This is a genomic window from Hydrogenophilus hirschii, assembly GCF_054656675.1.
The window spans coordinates 859,849-880,474 of the sequence record NZ_BAAHXQ010000001.1; the positions used below are offsets into that span (position 1 = coordinate 859,849).

Here is a 20,626-nt window from a genome sequence, read left to right on the forward strand (position 1 = left end):
TGTGGAGAAAACTATGGCCCGACCCTTGGTACGCAAAGCGGTTTTTCCCGTCGCGGGGATGGGAACGCGTTTTCTGCCCGCGACCAAGGCAAGTCCCAAAGAGATGTTGCCGATCGTCGACAAGCCGCTGATTCAATATGCAGTGGAAGAGGCGGTCGCAGCGGGGATCACCGAGCTCATTTTCATCACCGGGCGGACCAAGCGCTCGATCGAAGATCACTTCGACAAAGCTTATGAGCTGGAATCGGAACTCGAACAGCGTGGCAAACACGCGTTGTTGGAGGTGGTGCGCAAGACCGTCCCCCAAGGGGTGACCTGCATCTATATTCGGCAACCCGAGGCGTTGGGCTTGGGGCACGCGGTCCTGTGCGCGCAACCAGTGGTCGGCAACGAACCCTTTGCGGTGCTCCTTGCCGACGACCTCTGCGACAACAACGATGGCAAACCGGTGCTCCAGCAAATGGTCGAGGTCTTCGCGTACCACCGTTGTTCGGTGTTGGGGACGATGACCGTACCGCGTGAGCAGACCAAGCAGTACGGAATCGTCAGCACCGATCCGTGTGAGCAGGGCAATACCCGGCGCATCCGCGCGATCGTCGAAAAACCCGAACCCGAAAAGGCCCCTTCGACACAAGCGGTGGTTGGCCGCTACATCCTCACCGCCGCGATCTTCGATCACCTCAAGCGCATCCAACCGGGGGCAGGGGGAGAGATCCAGCTCACCGACGCGATCAGCTCGCTTCTCAAAGAGGAGGCGGTACTCTCCTACGCATTCGAAGGGGTGCGTTACGACTGTGGGTCGAAAGCCGGATACCTGCAAGCCACCGTCGAATTTGCACTGCGCCATCCCGAGGTGGCCGAAGCGTTCCGCGCCTATCTCAAAGAGCGGATCACGGCGCTTTAGTCGGTGTCGCTCCTTGCTGCTTTGCGCCGTTCGTGCTCTTTGAGGAGCCGTTTGCGCAGCCGGATGCTCGTCGGCGTGATCTCGACCAGTTCGTCGTCGTCGATGAATTCGACCGCGCGTTCCAGCGTCAGTTCGATGGGCGGTGTGAGGCGCACCGCCTCGTCGGAACCCGAAGCGCGAATGTTGGTGAGCTGTTTGGTCCGCACCGGATTGACGACCAGGTCGTTTTCTCGGCTGTGAATGCCGATGATCATCCCTTCGTAGACCGGATCACCTGGTTTCACGAACATCCGCCCGCGTTCTTGCAGCTTCCAAAGCGCGTACGCGACACATTCGCCGTCTTCTTGAGAGACGAGGACGCCGTTGCGCCGACCGGGGATCGGTCCGGCGTACGGCGCATAGTCGTCGAAGATGTGACTCATGAGCCCCGTGCCGCGGGTCAGCGTCAGGAACTCGCCTTGGAAACCGATCAGCCCTCGAGCCGGAATGCGGTATTCCATCCGCACCCGCCCTTTGCCGTCGATCTGCATATCGAGGAGTTCGGCGCGCCGGCGCCCCAGCTCTTCCATCACCGCGCCTTGGTGTCCCTCTTCGATATCGACGGTGAGGCGTTCGTACGGCTCACACCGCACGCCGTCGATCTCTTTGAAGACGACTCGGGGCCGGCCGACTGCCAATTCGAACCCTTCCCGTCGCATGTTTTCGAGCAAAATGGTCAAATGGAGCTCGCCGCGCCCCGAGACCTCGAACTGTTCTGCCGATTCGCCGCCGAAGTCGACTCGCAGTGCGACGTTGCGCAAAAGCTCTTTTTCCAGCCGTTCGCGAATCTGGCGGCTGGTGACAAATTTTCCTTCACGCCCGGCAAGAGGTGAGGTATTGACCATGAAGGTCATCGTCAGCGTCGGTTCGTCGACGGCGATGGGCGGTAACGGCTGCGGATCGTCCGGATCACAGAGGGTGACCCCAATCCCTATGGCGTCGATCCCGCTCACCATCACGATGTCGCCTGCGGTGGCTTCAGGAACCGGGATCCGCTCCAAGCCGCGAAAACCGAGGATTTGCCCAACCTTGCCCTTGCCTAGGAACGTTTCACCGCGATAGACCGCAACCTCTTGATTGGGGCGCAACACCCCTTGTTTGATGCGACCGATCCCCATCTGCCCCAGATAGTTGGAGTGGTCGAGCGACGCGATCAAGAGTTGGAGGGGCGCGTCACGGTCTACGGCGGGGGGCGGGACATGGGTGAGAATCGCCTCGAAAAGGGGGCGCATGTCGCTCGAAGGGGTCTTGAGGTCGAGCGTCGCGTAACCGTTGAGCGCAGAGGCATAGACGACGGGGAAATCGAGTTGTTCGTCACTGGCGTCGAGTTCGGCGAAGAGGTCGAACGTGGCGTTGATCACCCAATCGGGGCGCGCTCCCGGGCGGTCGATTTTGTTGATCACGACGATCGGTTTCAACCCCAGAGCGAGCGCCTTCTGCGTAACGAAACGCGTTTGCGGCATCGGCCCTTCGACCGCGTCGACCAAGAGCAAGACGCCATCGACCATCGAAAGCACCCGTTCGACCTCACCACCGAAATCGGCGTGACCGGGGGTGTCGATGATGTTGATCAGCGTTCCTTCATAGGTGATCGCGCAGTTTTTCGCCAAAATGGTGATGCCACGCTCACGCTCCAGTTCGTTGCTGTCGAGGATCCGTTCTCCGACGGTCTGATGGTTGGCAAAGGTTCCTGACTGTTTCAACAGTTGGTCGACCAATGTCGTTTTGCCATGGTCGACGTGGGCGATGATCGCGATGTTGCGAATCGCAGGGTGGGTTTGGGTCGTCATAAACAAACGCTTTCGTACGATTCGTTGCCAAAGGTGCGCATTATACGGGGAAGGGCACCGTTCCCCCACGGCACCGTCGTATTGAACACATATGACTTGCAGGTTCGCTACAAGCCGGTCCAGTTGGCACGGGTCTTTGCCCATTCCGGCGCGTTGCCGTTGTCGCAGCGGCCAAAATGCCGTCTCGACTGATTGGCCGAGGAAGCAGGGCGATGATCGAACTCTACTATTGGCCAACTCCGAACGGCCACAAAATCACGATCTTTCTGGAAGAGGCGGCGCTTCCGTACCGCATCGTGCCGGTCGACATCAGCGCAGGCGACCAGTTCAAACCCGAATTCCTGGCGATTTCCCCGAACAACCGGATGCCTGCGATCATCGACCATGCGCCTGCCGATGGCGGTGCGCCGATCTCCGTTTTCGAATCGGGCGCGATTCTGGTCTATTTGGCAGAAAAGATCGGACGCTTTCTGCCTACGGCGCTACGGTCGCGCAAAACGGTATTCGAATGGTTGTTTTGGCAAGTGGGCGGGCTTGGCCCGATGGCGGGACAAAACCACCATTTCGTCCAATACGCCCCCGAATCGATCCCGTACGCGATCGACCGCTATGTGCGCGAAACGAGCCGCCTCTACGCCGTGCTCGACCGTCGTCTTGCCGAAGTCGAGTGGGTCGCCGGGGACTACTCCATCGCGGATATGGCGATCTATCCGTGGATCGTTCCGCACGAACGGCAACGGCAAAACCTCGACGATTTCCCCAACCTCAAGCGTTGGTTCCAACAGATGCAGGCACGACCGGCGGTCGCCCGTGCCTACGCCCGCGGAGAACCGTGGGCGAAACGGGGCGCGGTGACCGAGGAAGGGAAAGCGATCCTTTTCGGTCAGTCTGCGGAACAGCTGAAAGCGGTCACCCCCCCGAAGCGCTCCGAGACCGGGTAAAATCGCAGCTTTCGGACATCAGGGGGTAGGCCCATGCTGGCAGTGATTGGCGGTAGTGGTCTTTCGAATCTGACGAATCTCGAACGGCTTGGGCAGCGGGTCGTACGAACCCCCTACGGCGAACCGTCCGGCGTCCTCACCTTCGGCCGTCTGGGCTGTGAAGAGATCGTTTTCATTGCCCGCCACGGCTACGGCCATACGATCGCCCCCCACCAGATCAACTACCGCGCCAACCTGTGGGCGTTGAAACACGTTGGGGTGACGCGCGTGATCGCAGTGGCGTCCGTGGGGGGCATCGCACCACATCTGCCCCCAGGAACGCTGGTCGTGCCGCATCAGATCATCGACTATACGTGGGGGCGGGTGTGCACCTTTTACGACGGCCCCGACGACCCCGTGGTCCATATCGACTTCACCCAACCCTTTACGCCGTCACTTCGCACGGCGCTCTTACAAGCGGCAACCGAATGTCAAGAGCCGGTTGTCGATGGCGCCGTCTATGCCTGTACGCAAGGGCCACGGCTGGAAACCGCAGCGGAAATCGAGCGGTTGGCGCGGGATGGTGCCGAGCTCGTTGGAATGACCCTGATGCCAGAGGCGGTGCTTGCCCGTGAAATCGGACTCGAATACGCGGCGTTGAACGTCGTCGCCAATTGGGCAGCCGGGCGGGGCGACGCGAAAGAACGGATCGCGTTCGACGCGTTGGAGCGCGAACTCGAACGAGCGATTGGTCGCGCGAAACGCATTCTCGAAGCGTTTTGTCATCTGTGCTCCACACCAAACGGTTAGCATTTGCGAACTGAGCGCCTGCGGTTTAGAGCAAAACATCGTATCCGGAATAAACCCGTCGCTTTAGCGCAAGCTCGCGCGGAATCGCTTGAGTGCTATCGTGAAAAAGAACGCGCCCAGCAGCAGTGTCATCGCAAGGTCCAGCCAAACACTGCTTAGCGGCACGTTCCGATAAAGCAACCCTTGCGCCAAGCGGACGAAGTAGGTGTTGGGCGCGGCGAGCATGATCTGCTGCACCAATTCCGGCATGCTTTCGCGCGGCGTGACCGCACCGGAAAGCAGTTGTAACGGAATCACCACCAAGATCACTAAGAGTCCGAACTGCGGCATCGAACGGGCAATGGTTGCCAACAAAACCCCCAGAGAAGCGGCGGCAAACTGGAAAAGCGCAGCGGCGACGAGAAAGCGCAACACACTCGCTGCGGTGATGGGGACCCCCAGCACCCCCTGAACGACCAGCCACAGCGAAATCGAAACACCGATCAGCACCACGATGCCGTTTGCGACGATCTTCGCCACCAGGATCTGCCACGGGTGGAGCGGCAGCACCAAGAGGTGTTCGATCGTACCGTGTTCCCGTTCGCGGATCAGCGCCGCCCCCACCAGGACCACGGTGAGGATCGTCACCATGTTGATGATCTCCATCACACCGCCGAACCACAGGCCGGTCAGATTGGGGTTGAAACGAACCCGCACCACCAAGTCGACCGGTTGCGGCGGCAGCAGCGCCTGTCCCTCGGCCCACTGGCGAATCGTCTCGCTGACGATTTGCGTGAGATAGGTCTGCCCCAGAAATGCTTGGGTCATCACCGTCGCGTCGATCCACAGGGCGATTTCGGTGGTACGACGCGCAACGAGGTCGGCTTGAAAGTCGGGGGGGATAACCAGCACGAAACTGACCTCACCGCGATCGAGGAGGGAATCGACCTCGTCCCAGGTGACAAAGCGCGGAGGAAGAAACTGGGGTGGGCGTATCGCTGCAGCGATGCGCGCCGAGAGCGCAGAGTGGTCGTGGTCGACGATTGCGATCGGCGCGTTGTGCAACTCTTTGGAAACGCCAGTAGCGGCAGCGTAGATTGCGCCGGTGAAGGCCCAAACGATGAGCACGAGCAGTACGCGGTCTCGCCCCAGACTTTGCAGCTCTTTGGCGATCAGCGCAAGGACCGGTCGGAGGAGGGAAACCGTTTCGTCGTTCGGCATCGTTTACGCTTCCTGCTTGGGCAGGCGCCAGATCGCCACAGCACTGGTGACGAGCGTAAAGAGCGCCAACCAGATGAGTTCGTGGGCCAATGTCTCGCCGTCGAGCGCTTTGGTGATCACCCCACGACTGATCGTCAAATAGTGGCTGACCGGAAAGCCTTCTCCGATCCACCGCGCAATTCCTTCACTTGCCGAAACTGGCGTGGTTAGGCCGGAAAACTCGATGCTGGGGAGCATCGTCAAGATGGCGGTGCCAAAGAGCGCGGCCACCTGCGTGCGCGTCACTGTCGAGATCAGCAGGCCAAAGCTGGTCGTCGCCAGAAGGTACAGGAGCGTCGCTACCGCAAGGAAAAAGAGGTCACCTTTGAGGGGAACCCCATACCCCCAACGGGTCTGCACCAGGAGCAGCAAAAAGGCGACGAACGAGACAGCTATGTACGGCAGCTGTTTGCCCAAAAGAAACTCGGCGCGACGCAGTGGAGTGACGTAGAGATTCACGATACTGCCCAATTCCTTTTCGCGGACGACGGCCAGCGCGGTGAGGATCGCCGGAATGAAGATGAGCAGCAAGGGGATCACTGCCGGCGCCATCGCATTCACCGAACGCAGTTCGGGGTTGTAGCGATAGCGTACGGCTAGCTGAATCGGAAGTGTGGCATCGACACCGCGGCTCAGTTTTTGCCATTGCGCGAGGATGGCCTGATGAACCGCAAGGGCATACCCTCGTGCGGTCTCGCCCCGAAAAGGCATCGAACCGTCGATCCACACACCCAGTTCGACGCGCCTGCCGCGATGAAGGTCTGCGCCGAACCCTGGGGGAAATGCGTACCCCACCGCGGCGCTACCGTTCTGAAGCGCGGTTTGGAGCGCGTCGAGAGTGGGCACGGCACCGATCACTTCGAATTCCCGTGTCGCGTCGAGTTGCGCGATGTAATCGTGGCTTTCTGTACTCTGATCGGCGTCATAGACCACGACGGGTAGGCGATCGACATCGAGGGAAATGCCGCTGGCCAAAACGAACATCAAGACGACCGCACCCAAAAGGGCAAAGAGCAGCCGGATGGGGTCCCGCATCAGTTCCCGTGATTCTCGTTTGGCCACGCTTGCCAGTCGCCGGTAGGAAAAACGTGGCTGGTGACGACGCATAGAGTCCGAATCGGTCGATTGCCGCTGCGGTTCGATCCGGTTTGGGGCGTGTTCCGCCGACTGCGCCCGGGATTGGTTCTCGTTTGTTTCCCGAGTTGTAGGGGGAGCCGCTTCGCCCCGTTGCGTCTCTTCTGCTTCGAGCGCTCGAACGAACGCCGTTTCCAACGAATGCGCGTGATAGTGCGCGATGATCCGATCTGGCCTATCCTGAATCAAAACCTTGCCGGCGTGCATCAAGGAGATGCGATCGCATCGCATCGCTTCGTTCATGAAGTGGGTGGAGAGAAAGATCGTTACCCGTTCGCGGCGCGAAAGGGTGTAGAGCAACGCCCAAAATTGGTCCCGCGCAACGGGGTCGACGCCCGAGGTCGGTTCGTCGAGGATCAGGACTTTGGGCCGGTGGAGCACCGCGACGGCGAGCGAGAGGCGCTGTTTGACGCCCAAAGGGAGCGACTCAGCCGTGTGATTCCGATAGCGGGTCAGGTCGAATTGACTGAGGAGGGCTGCGATCCGTTCGTGCGCCTCATGTTCCGGCATTTGGAAAATGCGCGCGTGCAGCCACAGGTTGGCCTCGACGCTCAATTCCTGATAGAGGGAAAATTGTTGCGTCATGTAGCCGACCAGGCGCCGCGTGGCCAAATCATTGGGTGCGAGCGGCTTGCCAAAAAGGCGAGACTCCCCCTCGGTGGGCGGCAAGAGCCCAGTGAGCATCTTCATCGTGGTGGTCTTGCCGCAGCCGTTCGAACCCAGAAAACCAAAGATTTCGCCTTCGCGAATGGCGAATGAGACGTGATCGACTGCGGTGAAGTCGCCGAACCGTTGGGTGAGCCCTTCGGCGGCGATGACGATGGGGCGTTCGTCTGCGGGGGTTGGGGGCTCTTCGTGCGCTTCACGCGGTGTGACGGATGCCGTTTCGGTCGAAGGGGTGCGCGACAGCGTGCGCTCATCGTGCGCATGGGTCATCAACCGGGCAAACGCGGCTTCGAGCGTTGCGGTGTTTGTCGCCTGTTTGAGCACTTCTGCGCTCCCTTGACCGATGATCCGACCGCCATAGAGCGCCAGCAGATGGGCAAACCGTTCTGCTTCTTCCATGTATGCGGTGGCGACGATCACGCGCAGTTGCGGTCGTTCCGCTTGAAACTGCGCGATCAAGTTCCAGAAACGGCGGCGGGAAAGGGGGTCGACCCCGGTGGTGGGTTCGTCGAGGATCAGCCAATCGGGATCGTTGATGAGCGCACAACAGAGCGAGAGTTTCTGCTTCATTCCGCCGGAGAGTTTTCCCGCGGGGCGATCGCGAAAGCGCCAGAGATCGGTGGCGGTGAGCAGGCGTTCGATCGTTTGTGAGCGGTACGGCTCCGTGAGCGCGAAGAGATCGGCAAAATGGGTGACGTTTTCCCAGACGGAGAGGGTGGGGTAGAGATTTTTGCCGAGCCCTTGAGGCATGTACGCGATGCGTTCCTGAAGACGCTGCCGATCGTGACGCACGTGCAGATTGCAACCGTCGAAGCGAATGGTCCCGTGTTGCAGCCGCTTTGCCGTTGCCAAAAGTCCCAACAGGGTCGATTTGCCCACCCCGTCGGGTCCGATCACGCCATAGGTGCGTGCAGGAGGGAGCGTCAGCTCGGGAACGGACAGCGCGACCGTCTCACCATAGCGGTGCGTGACGTTGCGCAGAACGATGAGAGGTTGGTCGGTAGCTGCCTCAGCGTGCATCGTCGTCGTGTCGCGGTTTCGCCGTTCCTTCGGTGACCAGAATGCGGGCGACCGCCGGAAGCCCCCCGAAAAGGGCATCCCGATGCTGCGCAAGCCACTGCGCGTCGGCCGCTACCCGCACGCGGAAGCTCAGTTTGGCGCGTTCGTCTGCGGTTTCGACAAATTTGGGGGTGAATTGCGCTTCGGGAGAGACGAACACGACACGCGCGGGGATGACGCGATCGGCTGGCCAACCTTCGGGTGCGATCTCTGCGGGCTGCCCCAGCGCGACATCGCGCATTTGGGCGGGGGTCAAAAAGATGTCGATGTAGAGATCGAGCGGGTCTACGAGGGAAATCAGGGTAGCACCGGCGGGAACCACCTCACCAGGGAGCACGTAGCGCTTGAGCACCCGCCCCGCGATCGGGCTCAACACTTGGGTGTCGGCCAGCTTGCTGTCGATGACGTTGAGCTGCGCTTTGGCCGCGTCGACCTGCGCGGCAGCAAGTGCCACCCGTTTCTCTGCGAGGTCGAGCGCGGTTTGGGCGTTGATCCACGCGGTACGGGCACGGTCGAGCTGATCTGCCGAGGCGAATTTCTGTTGCCGTAACTCTTGTGTACGTTGGTAGCTTGCGCGCGCCAGTTCCAAATCGGCTGCTGCTTTGCGGCGTGCCGCTTGGGCTTCGGCGTAGGCGCGTTCGGCAACGGTCACTTGCGCTTCCAGAGCTTCGCGTTGCGCTTTCAGTTCGTTGCTATCGAGCGTGACCAGAAGTTGATCTTTCTCGACCCAGTCGCCTTCGCGTACGGTCACCGAAATAACTTTTCCGGGAATTTTGCTCGCCAGGTCATACTGGCGCAGTTCGAGCCGGCCGTTTCCTATGGGTACATGCTCAGCGGTTTGACCGCGCAGCCAGCCGCGTTCGATCAGTCGCGCTTTGAGCCGTTGCCATGGGGTCGGAGTCTCAGTGGTATCGGCGGCTACGGAAGAACCGATCCAAGAAGCACAGAACACCGCCGCGACCAGCGCGGCACGGAACCGGATGCGCGGGCCGGTTTGATGTTGCGCCAAGAGGGGTTGACCGAACATGAAGTGCTGGACTCGATTATGAACTTGCGGTCATTATAGCGCTGTTGGTGGCAGATGAAAAGCGGCTCGATCGCTGGGGATTGTTTTGCTTGTAAAGTGATAATATGTATTATGTAAAATCAGAACAGTAGGAAAGCACGGAGCAGTCCGGCATGGGTATAAGGATTGCACGGCCCGATTACGCGGTTCGGTACATCGTTGGCTCTCCGCATCACCGGAGCGCCCCTACATCCCCCACACGCCGATCGTTTGCTCCGGTTTTCCGGGCCACGGGTACTCGCGCTGCCAGATGCGCGCTTCCCACGGGATTGCGTCGCGGCGGTCGAATACCACCAGATAGGCTTCCTTGGCCCCCGAACGGTCGGCGTAGTCGGCTACTTGGGCAATTCCTTCGGTCACGACCGCCTCCGGGTTTTTGCCGTTGCGCACGAGTTTGCATTCGATCACCCCTTTTTGTTTCGGCCCCAACAACCCTTGCTCGGGATCGAGCGGCCATTCGATCAAGAGGTCGGTGCGTTTGCGTCCCAGCCCGTATTCGCGGTTGATGCGCCCGCCGCCATTGACGATGCGTTGCAAGAAGGCTTGCAACAGGAGTTGCGGGCCTGCTTCGCGATAGGAGAAGCCTTGCAGCCACGCGTCGGAGTGTTCGCGGAAAAACTCTTGGAACGCGGTGAGGAGTTTCGGGATCTGCAGGCGGTGGGTGGCTGGGTCGACGTACCACGCCGTTTCGTGGGTGATATAGACCTGTTTGGTCCAGGTGAGTTCGCGCGGGATCACTTCGCGGTAGATGCGGTTGCTGATGCGCACCATCGGCCGCACCGCAATCAGCCCCAGGTCATAGACGTATTGCAGATCGTCCGGGGCGATCTCTTCCGAGAGCGCCGCCGGGTCGGCTTCGCTTTCGAGGATCGCCGCGATCACCCGATGAACCCGCGGCTCGGAGAGTTTATCGGCGAGCTGGTCGAGGTGGGTCGCGCGCGATTGGATGAGCCGTTCGCGTGCCAGTTGGTAGCGTTCGAGCGTCACCGGCGCCGTCCGGTCGGCGCGTAGCGTTTTGTCTTTCCAGGTGCATTCGTGCCCGAGCGCATTGACGAGCCACGGCTGCCCTTCGGTGTCGAGCCAGAGGGGCTCCCAGATCGCGTCGTCGAACCGTTGCCCGGTGGCCTCGGTGTGTTGCAACCACAGCGCTTTGGTTTCGTCGAAGGTGAAGTTTCCCAAACGCAGCGATTCGGCTTTGATGTTGAACGCCGAACCCCCGGTGATCACCTCTTGGCCGGGGGTGTGGATGCGGTAGTCGCGCACGTCGCGCACGCCGCACAGGATCACCGATTGCGGAAACGCCCGTGGGCGCTGGGTGTAACCGGCACGCAGTTGCCTGAGGAGCGAAACCAGGGTGTCGCCAACGAGGGCGTCGACTTCGTCCAACAAGAGTACGGCCGGCCGCTCTGGCTCTTGCACACTCCAGTAAGTGAGCAGACGAGTCACCAGTTCTTCGGGTGCGACGCCCTGCCCTTCTCCGTGCAGCAGCCATTGGTCGAGGGTGGCGTTGCCCAAAGCGATCGACGCTGAGCGGGCGATGGCGCTTGCCACCGCGGTGATGCCGCGCGCCACATCGTTGCGTGCCGCTTGCGCGGTTTCGATGTTGGCGTAGAGCGCGCGATAGCGTCCTGTGCGGTTGAGATGATCCGTAAGCGCCAAAAGGCAGGTGGTCTTGCCGGTTTGCCGCGGCGCGTGCAGCACAAAGTAGCGCTCCTGCGCGATCAGCATCTCCACCTCAGGGAGGTCAATCCGCTTGAGGGGGTCGATCATGTAGTGCAGGTGCGGCTTCGACGGGCCAGCGGTGTTGAACTGTTTTTCCATTTTGTGATGGCGTTGCGTTTTCGTATGGATTCCTTCATTATGCCGTAAAGCACGCTTGTGGTGATCACACCACCGGCAACGCACGCCAATCGGTGGTGTAATTGGGCGAGCGTCGGGTTTGCCGCATCTGCCAGCCACGCTGGTGCGCTGCGGCAAGGGTCACGGTGTTGCGGCCGAAGCGGCGGTTGATCGCATCAAGCGCTGCCATCGTTTGTTGCCGCTCAGCCCAACGCGGAAGGAGTTCAGCGGTGAAGAGGTCGGGTTGCCACGTTCCGTTGGGGATGAGTTCGAACAGGACCACGCCTGCTTTTTTGTAGCGGTAACCGGGGCGAAAAAGGCGCGCCGCAAGCCGGTTGGCGGTTTTGGCGAGCGTGATCGCATCGTTACACGGCAGCGGCAACGGTTCGCTCGAGAACGGATGGTAATAGTGCCCGGGATCGAACGGATTGGTCTCGAGGAAACACCCCACTTCCCGAGCCAACCAGCCGTGGGCGCGGAGCTTTTCACTGGCTGCGGTCGCGAACGCGGTCAGCGCGGATCCTAGCGTTTCGAGTGAGGTCACGCGCGTACCGAACGAGCGGGAAACGACCAGTTGCTTCTGGACGATCGGGGCCTCTGCCCATTCGAGCGCCGGTTCACCGCGTAGTTCCTGGGCGGTGCGCGCCAGGACCACGGAAAAGCGGCGCCGCACCCAAGTTGGGTCCGCAGCGGCGAGCGCGCCGGCTGTGGTGATTCCCACTGCAGCCAATTGCCGGGCCTGACGCTTGCCAACGCCCCAGACTTCGTCGACCGGGATCGTGTTGAGAAGCGCATCGCGGGCGGCGTTTCCCCACGTGCTCAGGTCACAAACACCGCCCTCGCCTGCCCAGCCCTTTTTCGCACAGGCGTTGGCGAGTTTCGCAAGGGTCTTCGTTGGGCCGATGCCGACGCAAACCGGTAGCCCAAGCTGACGGCGGATTTCGCGTCGGATCCGTTTCCCGTGCGCGGCCCGCGTTTCGGGGGGGAACAGGGAAAAGTCGAGAAAGCATTCGTCGATCGAATAGACCTCTTGCCGTGGCGCGAGCGTCGCAAGAAGCGCCATCACGCGATTCGACAGGTCGCCATAGAGGGTGTAATTCGACGACAGCGCTACGATGCCCAGCTGCGCCGCGCTGGGTTCCAATTCGAACCACGGCTGCCCCATGTGAACGCCGAGCGCTTTGGCTTCGTTGCTGCGGGCGACCACGCAGCCGTCGTTGTTCGACAATACCACGACTGGCCGCCCTTCGAGTTTCGGGTTGAAGAGGCGTTCACAGGAGACGTAGAAGTTGTTGCAATCGACGAGCGCCCAGATGGTTGGTTGCGTCATCAATGCCTCCCTGTGCCTCACACTACGCTTGTAGTTGCGCCGCTAGCGAAGCTTGCGTGCGATGCCGACCACCACGCCCCAGACCATGAGGGGTTGTCCCCGTTCGACACAGCGTACGGCGAACGACCCCGCTTCCACTGCGATCACCCAATCGCCGACCTTGGGCGTCACGGCGCGATCGACGATCAAGATGTCGCCTGGGTGGATTCCGTGCGCGATCAGGGAATCTCCCCCGACACGCATGAAAAAGGTTGCCAGCGGATGCGCGATCAGGTAACGATCGAGACTGAGGGGTTTTTCCCACTCGTGCTCCGCAGGCGATGGAAAACCGGTACTGTACATAATTACAGTATTGTACGCCGAAAAAAGCGGACTGTGTGCATACCAGCCCGTTTCTATGCCGCTTGCTGCGTGGGCAGTCGCTACAGCGAAGCGGCACAGGGAGGGAAATTACGTTTTCTTACCGTCAATTTTCTCCAGCTGATCGAGTTCGCGATCCAAGTCGGCCTCCGTTGGTGCTTGGTAGGTTGGAACCGGGAGGCCCTCTTCCGTTTCGCTTTCTTGTTGGCGTTTCGCGGTGAAACGCACGTAGAGGAGCCCCAGTTCGTAGAGCAAAATGATGGGCACGGCGAGCATGAGTTGCGAGATCACGTCGGGTGGCGTGACGATCGCGGCGATCACGAACGCGCCGACGATCACGTAGGGTCGTGCGGCAACCAGTTGCTCATGCTCGACGACGCCCATGCGCGCCAGAAGTGCGACGGCAACCGGCACTTCGAACGCGACGCCGAACGCGACGAACATCGTCATCACAAAGCTCAGGTACTGTTCGATGTCCGGCGCGAGCTGGACGCTTTGCGGTGCGAAATCGGCGATGAAGCGAAAAACCGTTTTGAAGACGAAGAAGTAACAAAACGCCATGCCCAAAAGGAAGAGCAGCGACGAGGTTACGATAAGCGGTAGGATCAACCGCTTTTCGTGCGCGTAGAGCCCTGGCGCGACGAACGCCCAGATCTGATAGAGCACATAAGGCAACGAAACGAGGAACGCCAACAAGAGCGTGACTTTTACGGGGACGAAGAACGGCGTGACAACACCGGTTGCGATCATCGTCGTTCCCTGCGGCAGCGTTTGGATCATCGGCAATGCCAACAGGTCGTACCAGAAATTCGCCCATGGCAACAGCACGACAGCCGTAAGGATCACAGCGAGCGCAGCGCGCAGCAGCCGGTCGCGCAACTCGACGAGATGCGAAATGAAAGTTTCTTGTTGCTCGTTCATCGACGCAACCCGTTATTGAGTAACGTCGTCGCGGATTCGACAGACGGGGGTTCGAGGGAAGTGGGCGAAGCCTCGACTTCGGCAGACGAGTCGTTGGGAGGCGATGTTGACGCTTTCGGCGTGGGTGCTGCTGTGTTTCGGTTGAGGGCTTCTGCCGGGGGGATGGGCACCTCGGTTGCGGCCGTTACGGGTGGCGGCTCCGGCAAGGAACCGGTTGCGGTGATCTGGGTAGCAGCAAGAGCGGAAGCCGGTGCGCTTTTTGCGGTCGTAGCGTCCGACTTCACAGTGGAGACGTCCGGTTCCCCGGCAAGCGCTGCCATCTCTGCTTCGTCGAGCGTTTTTTTGGCGTCCTGCACGCTCGACTGCACTTCCGCAAGCTGTTGTTGCATTTCGCTTTCGAAAGCGCGCGCTTGTGCTTGGATTTGCGTTTCCAGTTTTTTGAGTTCTTCGAGTTGGATTTCGCGTTCGATGTCCGCTTTGACGCTGGATGCATAGCGCTGCATCCGCCCCAACAGGTGGCCGACGGTGCGCGCCACCTTGGGCAGACGCTCTGGTCCCAGCACGATCAGCGCGACCAGCGCAATGAGAACGAGCTCGGAGAAGCCGATATCGAACATCGGGTGTTAGCCCATTCCGTCAGGAAGAGCTTTTTTCGCGAATCTGGCCTTCGATGACCGTTGCGTCTTTCTCAGCAGCAGAACTGCCTGCCGCGTTCGCGGTGCTTGAGGGGTGCGCGGAAGACGCAGTTGCAGAGGGTTGCGCCTCTGTTTTCGCGACGACGGTGCCACCTTTTTCTTCGGCTTCGGCTTCGCCGCTCTTCATTCCCTCTTTGAAACCGCGAATCGCGCTACCCAAATCGTGGCCGATATTGCGCAACTTCTTGGTGCCAAACACCAAGATGACGATGAGCAGAACGACCAGCCAGTGCCAAATGCTGAAGGAACCCATTGTGTGTCTCCGCAAAAAAGGGTGTTCCGTGGATTATCCCACAAGCGTTACCATTTGACCATCGCTGGCAATACCTTGCTGCCGCCCAAAATATGGACGTGCAGGTGCATCACCTCTTGCCGCCCGATGCGACCCGTATTGATGATCGTACGCCAACCGTCGTCGAGTCCCAACGCGAGCGCCGCTTTGGTGGCGGCCACCATCACGCGACCGATCGTTTCGGTGTCGGCGTCGGTGAGTTCTTTGGTCGAGACGATGTGGCGTTTCGGAATCGCCAAGAGGTGCACTTCGGCTTGCGGGTTGATGTCGTGAAAAACGACGGCGTAGTCGTCTTCATAGACCTTTTTCGCGGGAATTTCCCCTTTGACGATCTTACAGAAGATGCAATTGGCGTCGAACTGCGTATCGCTCATCACGGAAGTCCTCCTTGGTTGCGCTCATTCTTTGGATGGGACCACGCTTTCCGCCGCCTGGGCTTGGGCAAGGCGTGCCCGTTTTTCGTCGATGCCGGAAACCCCTTCCCGGCGGCGGAATTCGGCCAGAATGTCCTCGACCGAAAGCCCCATGTGGGCAAGGAGCACCATCGTATGAAACCAGAGATCGGTCACCTCCCAAACCAGATGGAGGCGGTCGCCATCTTTCGCCGCCATGATGACTTCGGCAGCCTCTTCGGCGACTTTTTTGAGAATCGCGTCCGTGCCCTTTTGGTAGAGCTGGGAGACGTACGATTGAGTAGGTGGCGCTGCTTTGCGTTCCGCAAGGGTCTGGGAAACGCGCAGCAGCACTTCGTGATCGATCATCGGTAGATCTCCTTGGGATCTTTCAAAACCGGTAGTGTCGCACACCATCCGTGTTGTGGTGACCATTCGCGGTAAAAACAGCTTTTGCGCCCGGTGTGGCATGCGATGCCGCCTTGTTGGCGCACGCGCAAAAGCACGGCGTCGCCGTCGCAATCGAGGTGGACCGAGACGACCTGCTGTTCATGGCCCGACGATTCCCCTTTGCGCCACAGTTGCTGCCGCGAACGGGACCAATAGACCGCGCGCCCCGAATGCAGGGTTTCGGCAAGCGCTTCGCGGTTCATCCAGGCAACCATGAGCACCGTGCCGTCGTCTGCGTCCTGGGCGATCGCTGCGATCAGGCCATCTGCGCCCCATCGGACCGCGGCAAGTGCCGCTTCGATTGCCGCACTGTCGGCTTTTGCGGCGGGATTCGTGCCAACGGTTCCTTGGCGGTCGTTTGCTTCTGCCGCTACCATCGTACGGTCACCCCTGCTTCGGCCATCGCGGCTTTCGCTTGCTGAATCGTGTATTCGCCGAAATGGAAGATCGACGCGGCAAGGACCGCATCGGCGTGCCCTTCGGTTACCCCTTCCACCAGGTGGTGCAGCGTGCCGACGCCACCCGACGCGATCACCGGAACCGGTACTGCGTCCGAAACGGTTCGCGTGAGTTCGAGGTCGAAGCCCTGTTTGGTGCCGTCACGATCCATGCTGGTCAGCAGAATTTCGCCTGCGCCGAGTTCGCAAACGCGCACGGCCCATTCGACCGCGTCGAGTCCCGTGTCGCGGCGACCACCGTGGGTAAATACGTTCCAGCGCCCAGGGGCGACCGCTTTGGCGTCGATCGCGACGACGATCGCTTGCGAACCGACGCGATCGGCAGCGCGGGCAACGAGCGTGGGATCTTGCACCGCAGCGGTATTGATGCTGACCTTGTCGGCGCCAGCAAGGAGCAACCGTCGTACGTCTTCGACGCTGCGCACGCCGCCGCCTACGGTGAAGGGGATGAAGACCCGTTCGGCAACCCGGGCGACGATGTCGAGCATGATCGCGCGCTCATCGCTCGATGCGGTGATGTCGAGGAAAGTGAGTTCGTCGGCGCCTTCCGCGTCGTAGCGCTGCGCGATCGCAACCGGGTCGCCCGCGTCACGCAGCCCAACGAAATTGACCCCTTTGACGACACGCCCAGCATGCACGTCCAGGCAAGGAATCACGCGTTTGGCAAGCGTCACCGTGGCTGCTCCGCGTTCCCGTTCTTGCGTGCCTCGCACAGCAGATCGGCCCGTTTTTGCGCGGCGGCGAAATCGAGCGTCCCTTCGTAGATCGCGCGTCCGGTGATCGCGCCTAGAATCCCTTCGTCGGCAACCGCGCACAAGGCTTCGACGTCAGCGAGCGACGCCACGCCCCCAGAGGCGATGATCCACGTTTTTTCCAGCGCTTGTGCCAGTCGAATCGTGGCGTCCACATTGACGCCGGTCAGCATCCCGTCGCGACCGATATCGGTATAGACGATCGCCTCGACGCCATAATCTTCGAATTTGCGCGCCAGATCGACGACGTCGTGCCCTGTGACCTTCGACCATCCGTCGGTGGCGACTTTTCCGGCTTTCGCGTCCAATCCAACCAGGATGTGTCCGGGAAACGCGACGCAAGCGTCTTGCACCAAGCCAGGATTTTTGACCGCAGCGGTGCCAATGATGACGTAGTCGACCCCCATGTCGAGATAGCGTTCGATGGTGTCGAGATCGCGAATGCCGCCGCCCAACTGAACCGGGACTTCGTCGTCGGCGAGCTCTTCGAGAATGGCTTCGATCGCCTCAAGGTTTTTCGGGCGCCCTGCAAACGCGCCGTCGAGGTCGACCAAGTGAAGGCGCCGCGCGCCTTGGTCGACCCAATGGCGTGCCATCGCAGCAGGATCGTCGCTATAGACGGTGGCGTCACTCATGCGCCCTTGTTTCAGACGCACACATTGTCCATTTTTGAGGTCGATCGCCGGAATCAACAACATGGCGTGTAGTCCTACTGGGTGGATGAAACGGAAAAGGTTTGGGCCCAAGTCACGAATCGAGAAAGGAGTGCCAGCCCGGTTTCACCGCTTTTTTCCGGATGAAATTGCGTCGCGATCAGATTGCCGGTTGCCACCGCGCAGGTAAAGGGAATCCCGTATTCACAGGTAGCGAGGGTGACCGCGTCGTCCTCCGGAACGACGACGTAGCTGTGGACGAAATAGTAGCGTTTCCCAGTTTCGCTGGCGGGTAAAACGGGGTGGTCGCGGGTCACGGTGATGGTGTTCCAGCCCATGTGCGGCACCTTGAGGTGCGCATGCCCTGTTGCGAACATCTCGTTTTTGGGAAAGCGCACCACTTTCCCCGGTAAAATACCAAGTCCCGCAACGTCTCCTTCTTCCGAATGGGCAAAGAGGAGTTGCAGACCGACGCAGATGCCCAAGAAAGGACGGTTTGCGGCGGCCCATCGGACCGCGTCGGTAAGTTGCTGCGCGGTCAGAGCCGCAATGCAGTCGGCAAAAGAGCCCTGCCCAGGAAAGACCACCGCGTCGCTTTCATAGAACGCGTCAGCCGTGTGGGCGAGCGTCACTTGCGCATGCGGGGCCACATGTTCGAGCGCTTTTTGCACCGAACGCAAGTTCCCCATCCCATAATCGATCACGGCGATGCGCATCGCAATGGTTCCTCAGCCGGAAAGTGACCCTTTGGTCGAAGGAACCGACCCGGAGCGCCGCTCGTCGATGGCTACCGCAACGCGCAGCGCGCGACCGAACGCTTTGAAGAGCGTCTCTGCCTGGTGGTGGGCGTTGACGCCGTAGAGATTTTCGACATGGAGCGTTATCGCGGCGTGGTTGACGAAGCCTTGGAAGAATTCACGAACGAGCTGCGTGTCGAACCGGCCGATTTTTTCCGCGGTGAACCCGCAATGGAACGTGAGCATCGGTCGCCCGGAGAGGTCGACCACGACGCGGGAGAGCGCTTCGTCGAGCGGGACGTAGGCGTGGCCATAGCGGACGATTCCCCGTTTGTCGCCCAGCGCGCGGGCAAACGCTTGCCCCATCGTGATGCCGACATCTTCGACCGTGTGGTGGTCGTCGACGTGGGTGTCTCCACGCGCTTCGACGCGGAGATCGAACGCGCCATGACGGGCAATCTGGTCGATCATGTGATCCAAGAAGGGCACGCCGGTGGCGATGTGCGCTTTGCCGGAGCCGTCGAGATCGAGATGAACGGTGACGCTCGTCTCAAGGGTGGTGCGCGTCACTTCAGAGGTTCGGGCAGTCATCACGTCCTGTATCGGCAAAAAATCTTCGAGTCGCCATGATACCATTTTCCCGTTTGTCTCTATCCGTGCGCTGAGTATCATGCTCCAACCAAACGCTTCCTCTCCTTACTGGAACCCCCGCATTGCCGCACTTTCCCCTTACACGCCGGGTGAGCAGCCGCGCATTGCCAATCTGATCAAGCTCAATACCAACGAACTCCCCTATCCCCCATCGCCCCGTGTCATCGCTGCGATTCAACAGGAGCTGGGTGAGCCGCTCCGTCGTTACCCCGACCCTGAGGCAACAGCGCTGCGTGAAGTACTGGCCCGACGCTATCGTGTCGAACCGTCATGGGTGTTCGTCGGTAATGGCTCCGATGAAGTGCTTGCGTTCGCCTTTCAAGGTTTGTTGGGCCACAGCGGCCCCGTGCGCTTTCCCGAAATCACCTACAGTTTCTATCCCGTCTATTGCGGGCTCTACGCGCTGCCGTTCGAGACAACCCCGCTCGACGAGGATTTCACGCTCGATTGCGCCGCGCTGAGGGCGGCTGGGCGTGGCGGCGTCGTTTTTCCCAACCCCAACGCGCCAACGGGCATTGCGCTACCCCTTGCCGAAGTGGAACGGATCGTAGCGGCGCATCAGGGAAAAGCGGTCGTGCTCGTCGACGAGGCGTACGTCGATTTCGGTGCGGAGAGCGCCGTGCCACTTACCCACCGCTACGACAATCTTTTGGTGGTCCAAACCTTTTCGAAAAGTCGTGCGCTGGCGGGGTTGCGTGTCGGTTTTGCGATCGGCCAACCGCCGCTCATCGAAGCGCTCATCCGGATCAAAGACAGTTTCAACTCCTACCCGCTCGACCGGTTGGCGCAAGCCGGCGCGATCGCGGCGCTCGAAGACGAAGCCTATTTCGAACAGACCCGGCAGGCTGTGATTGCGGAGCGTGAGCGCCTTGCTACCGCGCTCGCTGCGATGGGTTTCGTGGTGCTTCCCTCGAAAGCCAACTTCCTCTTTGCGCGCCATCCGTCGATCGGTGGCGCAGCGTTGGCGCAATCGCTTCGTGCCCGAGCGATTCTGGTGCGCCATTTCGCAAAACCGGAACGCATCGCGCCGTTTGTACGCATCACTGTGGGGGCGCCCGAACAGAACGACGCGTTGCTTGCTGCGCTCAGAGCGATCGGATAATTCACCGGCGCGTCCGTTTCTGCAGCGCAACGCCAGATTCTGGTGCCGAAGCCCTGGCGCGGATCTTATGTTTGAGGTACCACAAAAATCCCACATCAATGAGCGTCAGCACCGCGACGATTTGCCCGATGAGCGAACCGAGCCCAAAAAACGTAACGATTCCGCTTGCAACCAGCAACCACGCCACGATCACTATCGTGATGATGCGCTCCTTCTGGCGTACCGCATCACGCTGACGTTCTTGTTCCTCTGGTCGCGAAATGGTGACGCGCGGTACTGGCTCGGACGGTGTTTGGGCGCTTTTTGCAAAGGCTTTCGCAAACAGCCAGGCAAAGAGTGGTCCGATCAACGGAACGCCCAATAGTCC

At 60.4% G+C, this 20,626-nt stretch carries 22 protein-coding genes; 4 read left to right on the forward strand and 18 right to left on the reverse strand.

Annotated features, from left to right (window positions below):
• The first annotated feature begins 13 nt into the window (after nt 1-13).
• Nucleotides 14-904 (forward strand): UTP--glucose-1-phosphate uridylyltransferase GalU, encoded by an 891-nt coding sequence (galU, locus tag ACYQ4Z_RS04250; RefSeq protein ID WP_219973227.1) that lies wholly within the window; start codon nt 14-16, stop codon nt 902-904.
• Here galU and typA read toward each other — a convergent pair.
• Nucleotides 901-2,733 carry a translational GTPase TypA gene (typA, locus tag ACYQ4Z_RS04255; RefSeq protein ID WP_219973225.1) on the reverse strand — a complete coding sequence of 611 codons (1,833 nt, stop codon included), beginning with the start codon at nt 2,731-2,733 and terminating at the stop codon, nt 901-903. The genes galU and typA overlap by 4 nt on opposite strands.
• Before the next feature lie 212 nt (nt 2,734-2,945).
• Between typA and ACYQ4Z_RS04260 the strand changes: the two genes are divergently transcribed.
• Together ACYQ4Z_RS04260 and ACYQ4Z_RS04265 are read left to right on the forward strand one after the other, a co-directional pair.
• A complete protein-coding gene (locus tag ACYQ4Z_RS04260; RefSeq protein WP_219973224.1) occupies nt 2,946-3,674 on the forward strand; it encodes a glutathione binding-like protein in 729 nt (242 codons plus the stop codon).
• Between the two features lie 33 nt (nt 3,675-3,707).
• Nucleotides 3,708-4,463, forward strand: coding sequence for an S-methyl-5'-thioinosine phosphorylase (locus ACYQ4Z_RS04265; RefSeq protein ID WP_119335077.1), 756 nt, complete (start codon nt 3,708-3,710; stop codon nt 4,461-4,463).
• Nucleotides 4,464-4,526: 63 nt separating this feature from the next.
• On the opposite strand, the gene ACYQ4Z_RS04270 is transcribed toward ACYQ4Z_RS04265, so the two are convergent.
• From ACYQ4Z_RS04270 to hisB, 16 genes are all read right to left on the reverse strand, one after another.
• Nucleotides 4,527-5,663 (reverse strand): ABC transporter permease, encoded by a 1,137-nt coding sequence (locus ACYQ4Z_RS04270; protein WP_219973223.1) that lies wholly within the window; start codon nt 5,661-5,663, stop codon nt 4,527-4,529.
• 3 nt (nt 5,664-5,666) lie between these two features.
• Nucleotides 5,667-8,522, reverse strand: coding sequence for a ribosome-associated ATPase/putative transporter RbbA (rbbA, locus tag ACYQ4Z_RS04275; protein ID WP_459860147.1), 2,856 nt, complete (start codon nt 8,520-8,522; stop codon nt 5,667-5,669).
• Nucleotides 8,512-9,588, reverse strand: coding sequence for an HlyD family secretion protein (locus ACYQ4Z_RS04280; protein WP_219973221.1), 1,077 nt, complete (start codon nt 9,586-9,588; stop codon nt 8,512-8,514). Before ACYQ4Z_RS04280 ends, rbbA begins: the two co-directional genes overlap by 11 nt.
• Before the next feature lie 225 nt (nt 9,589-9,813).
• Nucleotides 9,814-11,448 carry an AAA family ATPase gene (locus ACYQ4Z_RS04285; protein WP_459860149.1) on the reverse strand — a complete coding sequence of 545 codons (1,635 nt, stop codon included), beginning with the start codon at nt 11,446-11,448 and terminating at the stop codon, nt 9,814-9,816.
• Between the two features lie 64 nt (nt 11,449-11,512).
• Entirely contained in the window at nt 11,513-12,796 is a 1,284-nt protein-coding gene (locus tag ACYQ4Z_RS04290) for a Y-family DNA polymerase (protein WP_219970847.1), read from the reverse strand.
• A 42-nt stretch (nt 12,797-12,838) separates the two neighbouring features.
• On the reverse strand, nt 12,839-13,138 hold the full coding sequence (locus ACYQ4Z_RS04295; protein ID WP_119335083.1) for a LexA family protein: 300 nt from the start codon (nt 13,136-13,138) through the stop codon (nt 12,839-12,841).
• A gap of 108 nt (nt 13,139-13,246) precedes the next feature.
• Nucleotides 13,247-14,077, reverse strand: coding sequence for a twin-arginine translocase subunit TatC (gene tatC / locus ACYQ4Z_RS04300; RefSeq protein ID WP_119335084.1), 831 nt, complete (start codon nt 14,075-14,077; stop codon nt 13,247-13,249).
• Entirely contained in the window at nt 14,074-14,694 is a 621-nt protein-coding gene (gene tatB / locus ACYQ4Z_RS04305; protein ID WP_459860153.1) for a Sec-independent protein translocase protein TatB, read from the reverse strand. Before tatB ends, tatC begins: the two co-directional genes overlap by 4 nt.
• A 19-nt stretch (nt 14,695-14,713) precedes the next feature.
• Nucleotides 14,714-15,025: a Sec-independent protein translocase subunit TatA gene (tatA, locus tag ACYQ4Z_RS04310; protein WP_119335086.1), complete on the reverse strand. Its 312-nt coding sequence runs from the start codon at nt 15,023-15,025 to the stop codon at nt 14,714-14,716.
• A gap of 47 nt (nt 15,026-15,072) precedes the next feature.
• Nucleotides 15,073-15,438: a histidine triad nucleotide-binding protein gene (locus ACYQ4Z_RS04315; RefSeq protein ID WP_217126390.1), complete on the reverse strand. Its 366-nt coding sequence runs from the start codon at nt 15,436-15,438 to the stop codon at nt 15,073-15,075.
• Nucleotides 15,439-15,462: 24 nt separating this feature from the next.
• Nucleotides 15,463-15,825: a phosphoribosyl-ATP diphosphatase gene (locus tag ACYQ4Z_RS04320; RefSeq protein ID WP_119335088.1), complete on the reverse strand. Its 363-nt coding sequence runs from the start codon at nt 15,823-15,825 to the stop codon at nt 15,463-15,465.
• The gene (gene hisI, locus ACYQ4Z_RS04325; protein WP_119335089.1) at nt 15,822-16,283 is read right to left on the reverse strand and encodes a phosphoribosyl-AMP cyclohydrolase; all 462 of its coding nucleotides are present in this window, start codon (nt 16,281-16,283) and stop codon (nt 15,822-15,824) included. The genes ACYQ4Z_RS04320 and hisI overlap by 4 nt, the downstream gene beginning before the upstream one ends.
• The gene (gene hisF / locus ACYQ4Z_RS04330; RefSeq protein ID WP_217126393.1) at nt 16,277-17,038 is read right to left on the reverse strand and encodes an imidazole glycerol phosphate synthase subunit HisF; all 762 of its coding nucleotides are present in this window, start codon (nt 17,036-17,038) and stop codon (nt 16,277-16,279) included. The genes hisI and hisF overlap by 7 nt, the downstream gene beginning before the upstream one ends.
• Nucleotides 17,035-17,814 carry a 1-(5-phosphoribosyl)-5-[(5-phosphoribosylamino)methylideneamino]imidazole-4-carboxamide isomerase gene (hisA, locus tag ACYQ4Z_RS04335; protein WP_219970851.1) on the reverse strand — a complete coding sequence of 260 codons (780 nt, stop codon included), beginning with the start codon at nt 17,812-17,814 and terminating at the stop codon, nt 17,035-17,037. The genes hisF and hisA overlap by 4 nt, the downstream gene beginning before the upstream one ends.
• A gap of 11 nt (nt 17,815-17,825) precedes the next feature.
• Nucleotides 17,826-18,485, reverse strand: coding sequence for an imidazole glycerol phosphate synthase subunit HisH (hisH, locus tag ACYQ4Z_RS04340; RefSeq protein WP_217126394.1), 660 nt, complete (start codon nt 18,483-18,485; stop codon nt 17,826-17,828).
• A 12-nt stretch (nt 18,486-18,497) separates the two neighbouring features.
• Complete coding sequence (gene hisB, locus ACYQ4Z_RS04345; RefSeq protein WP_219970853.1) at nt 18,498-19,097, reverse strand: imidazoleglycerol-phosphate dehydratase HisB; 600 nt, start codon at nt 19,095-19,097, stop codon at nt 18,498-18,500.
• 79 nt (nt 19,098-19,176) lie between these two features.
• Here hisB and hisC point away from each other — a divergent pair, with 79 nt between their 5' ends.
• On the forward strand, nt 19,177-20,259 hold the full coding sequence (hisC, locus tag ACYQ4Z_RS04350; protein ID WP_219970855.1) for a histidinol-phosphate transaminase: 1,083 nt from the start codon (nt 19,177-19,179) through the stop codon (nt 20,257-20,259).
• Nucleotide 20,260: 1 nt separating this feature from the next.
• Here hisC and ACYQ4Z_RS04355 read toward each other — a convergent pair whose 3' ends face one another.
• A complete protein-coding gene (locus tag ACYQ4Z_RS04355) occupies nt 20,261-20,608 on the reverse strand; it encodes a hypothetical protein (RefSeq protein WP_285615604.1) in 348 nt (115 codons plus the stop codon).
• Nucleotides 20,609-20,626: the final 18 nt, after the last annotated feature.

Coding starts and splice junctions, on each gene's coding strand:
- galU (WP_219973227.1), top strand. CDS start 14: ATGGCCCGACCCTTGGTACGCAAAGCGGTTTTTCCCGTCGCGGGGATG.
- typA (WP_219973225.1), bottom strand. CDS start 2,733: ATGACGACCCAAACCCACCCTGCGATTCGCAACATCGCGATCATCGCC.
- ACYQ4Z_RS04260 (WP_219973224.1), top strand. CDS start 2,946: ATGATCGAACTCTACTATTGGCCAACTCCGAACGGCCACAAAATCACG.
- ACYQ4Z_RS04265 (WP_119335077.1), top strand. CDS start 3,708: ATGCTGGCAGTGATTGGCGGTAGTGGTCTTTCGAATCTGACGAATCTC.
- ACYQ4Z_RS04270 (WP_219973223.1), bottom strand. CDS start 5,663: ATGCCGAACGACGAAACGGTTTCCCTCCTCCGACCGGTCCTTGCGCTG.
- rbbA (WP_459860147.1), bottom strand. CDS start 8,522: ATGCACGCTGAGGCAGCTACCGACCAACCTCTCATCGTTCTGCGCAAC.
- ACYQ4Z_RS04280 (WP_219973221.1), bottom strand. CDS start 9,588: ATGTTCGGTCAACCCCTCTTGGCGCAACATCAAACCGGCCCGCGCATC.
- ACYQ4Z_RS04285 (WP_459860149.1), bottom strand. CDS start 11,448: ATGGAAAAACAGTTCAACACCGCTGGCCCGTCGAAGCCGCACCTGCAC.
- ACYQ4Z_RS04290 (WP_219970847.1), bottom strand. CDS start 12,796: ATGACGCAACCAACCATCTGGGCGCTCGTCGATTGCAACAACTTCTAC.
- ACYQ4Z_RS04295 (WP_119335083.1), bottom strand. CDS start 13,138: ATGTACAGTACCGGTTTTCCATCGCCTGCGGAGCACGAGTGGGAAAAA.
- tatC (WP_119335084.1), bottom strand. CDS start 14,077: ATGAACGAGCAACAAGAAACTTTCATTTCGCATCTCGTCGAGTTGCGC.
- tatB (WP_459860153.1), bottom strand. CDS start 14,694: ATGTTCGATATCGGCTTCTCCGAGCTCGTTCTCATTGCGCTGGTCGCG.
- tatA (WP_119335086.1), bottom strand. CDS start 15,025: ATGGGTTCCTTCAGCATTTGGCACTGGCTGGTCGTTCTGCTCATCGTC.
- ACYQ4Z_RS04315 (WP_217126390.1), bottom strand. CDS start 15,438: ATGAGCGATACGCAGTTCGACGCCAATTGCATCTTCTGTAAGATCGTC.
- ACYQ4Z_RS04320 (WP_119335088.1), bottom strand. CDS start 15,825: ATGATCGATCACGAAGTGCTGCTGCGCGTTTCCCAGACCCTTGCGGAA.
- hisI (WP_119335089.1), bottom strand. CDS start 16,283: ATGGTAGCGGCAGAAGCAAACGACCGCCAAGGAACCGTTGGCACGAAT.
- hisA (WP_219970851.1), bottom strand. CDS start 17,814: ATGTTGTTGATTCCGGCGATCGACCTCAAAAATGGACAATGTGTGCGT.
- hisH (WP_217126394.1), bottom strand. CDS start 18,485: ATGCGCATCGCCGTGATCGATTATGGGATGGGGAACTTGCGTTCGGTG.
- hisB (WP_219970853.1), bottom strand. CDS start 19,097: ATGACTGCCCGAACCTCTGAAGTGACGCGCACCACCCTTGAGACGAGC.
- hisC (WP_219970855.1), top strand. CDS start 19,177: ATGCTCCAACCAAACGCTTCCTCTCCTTACTGGAACCCCCGCATTGCC.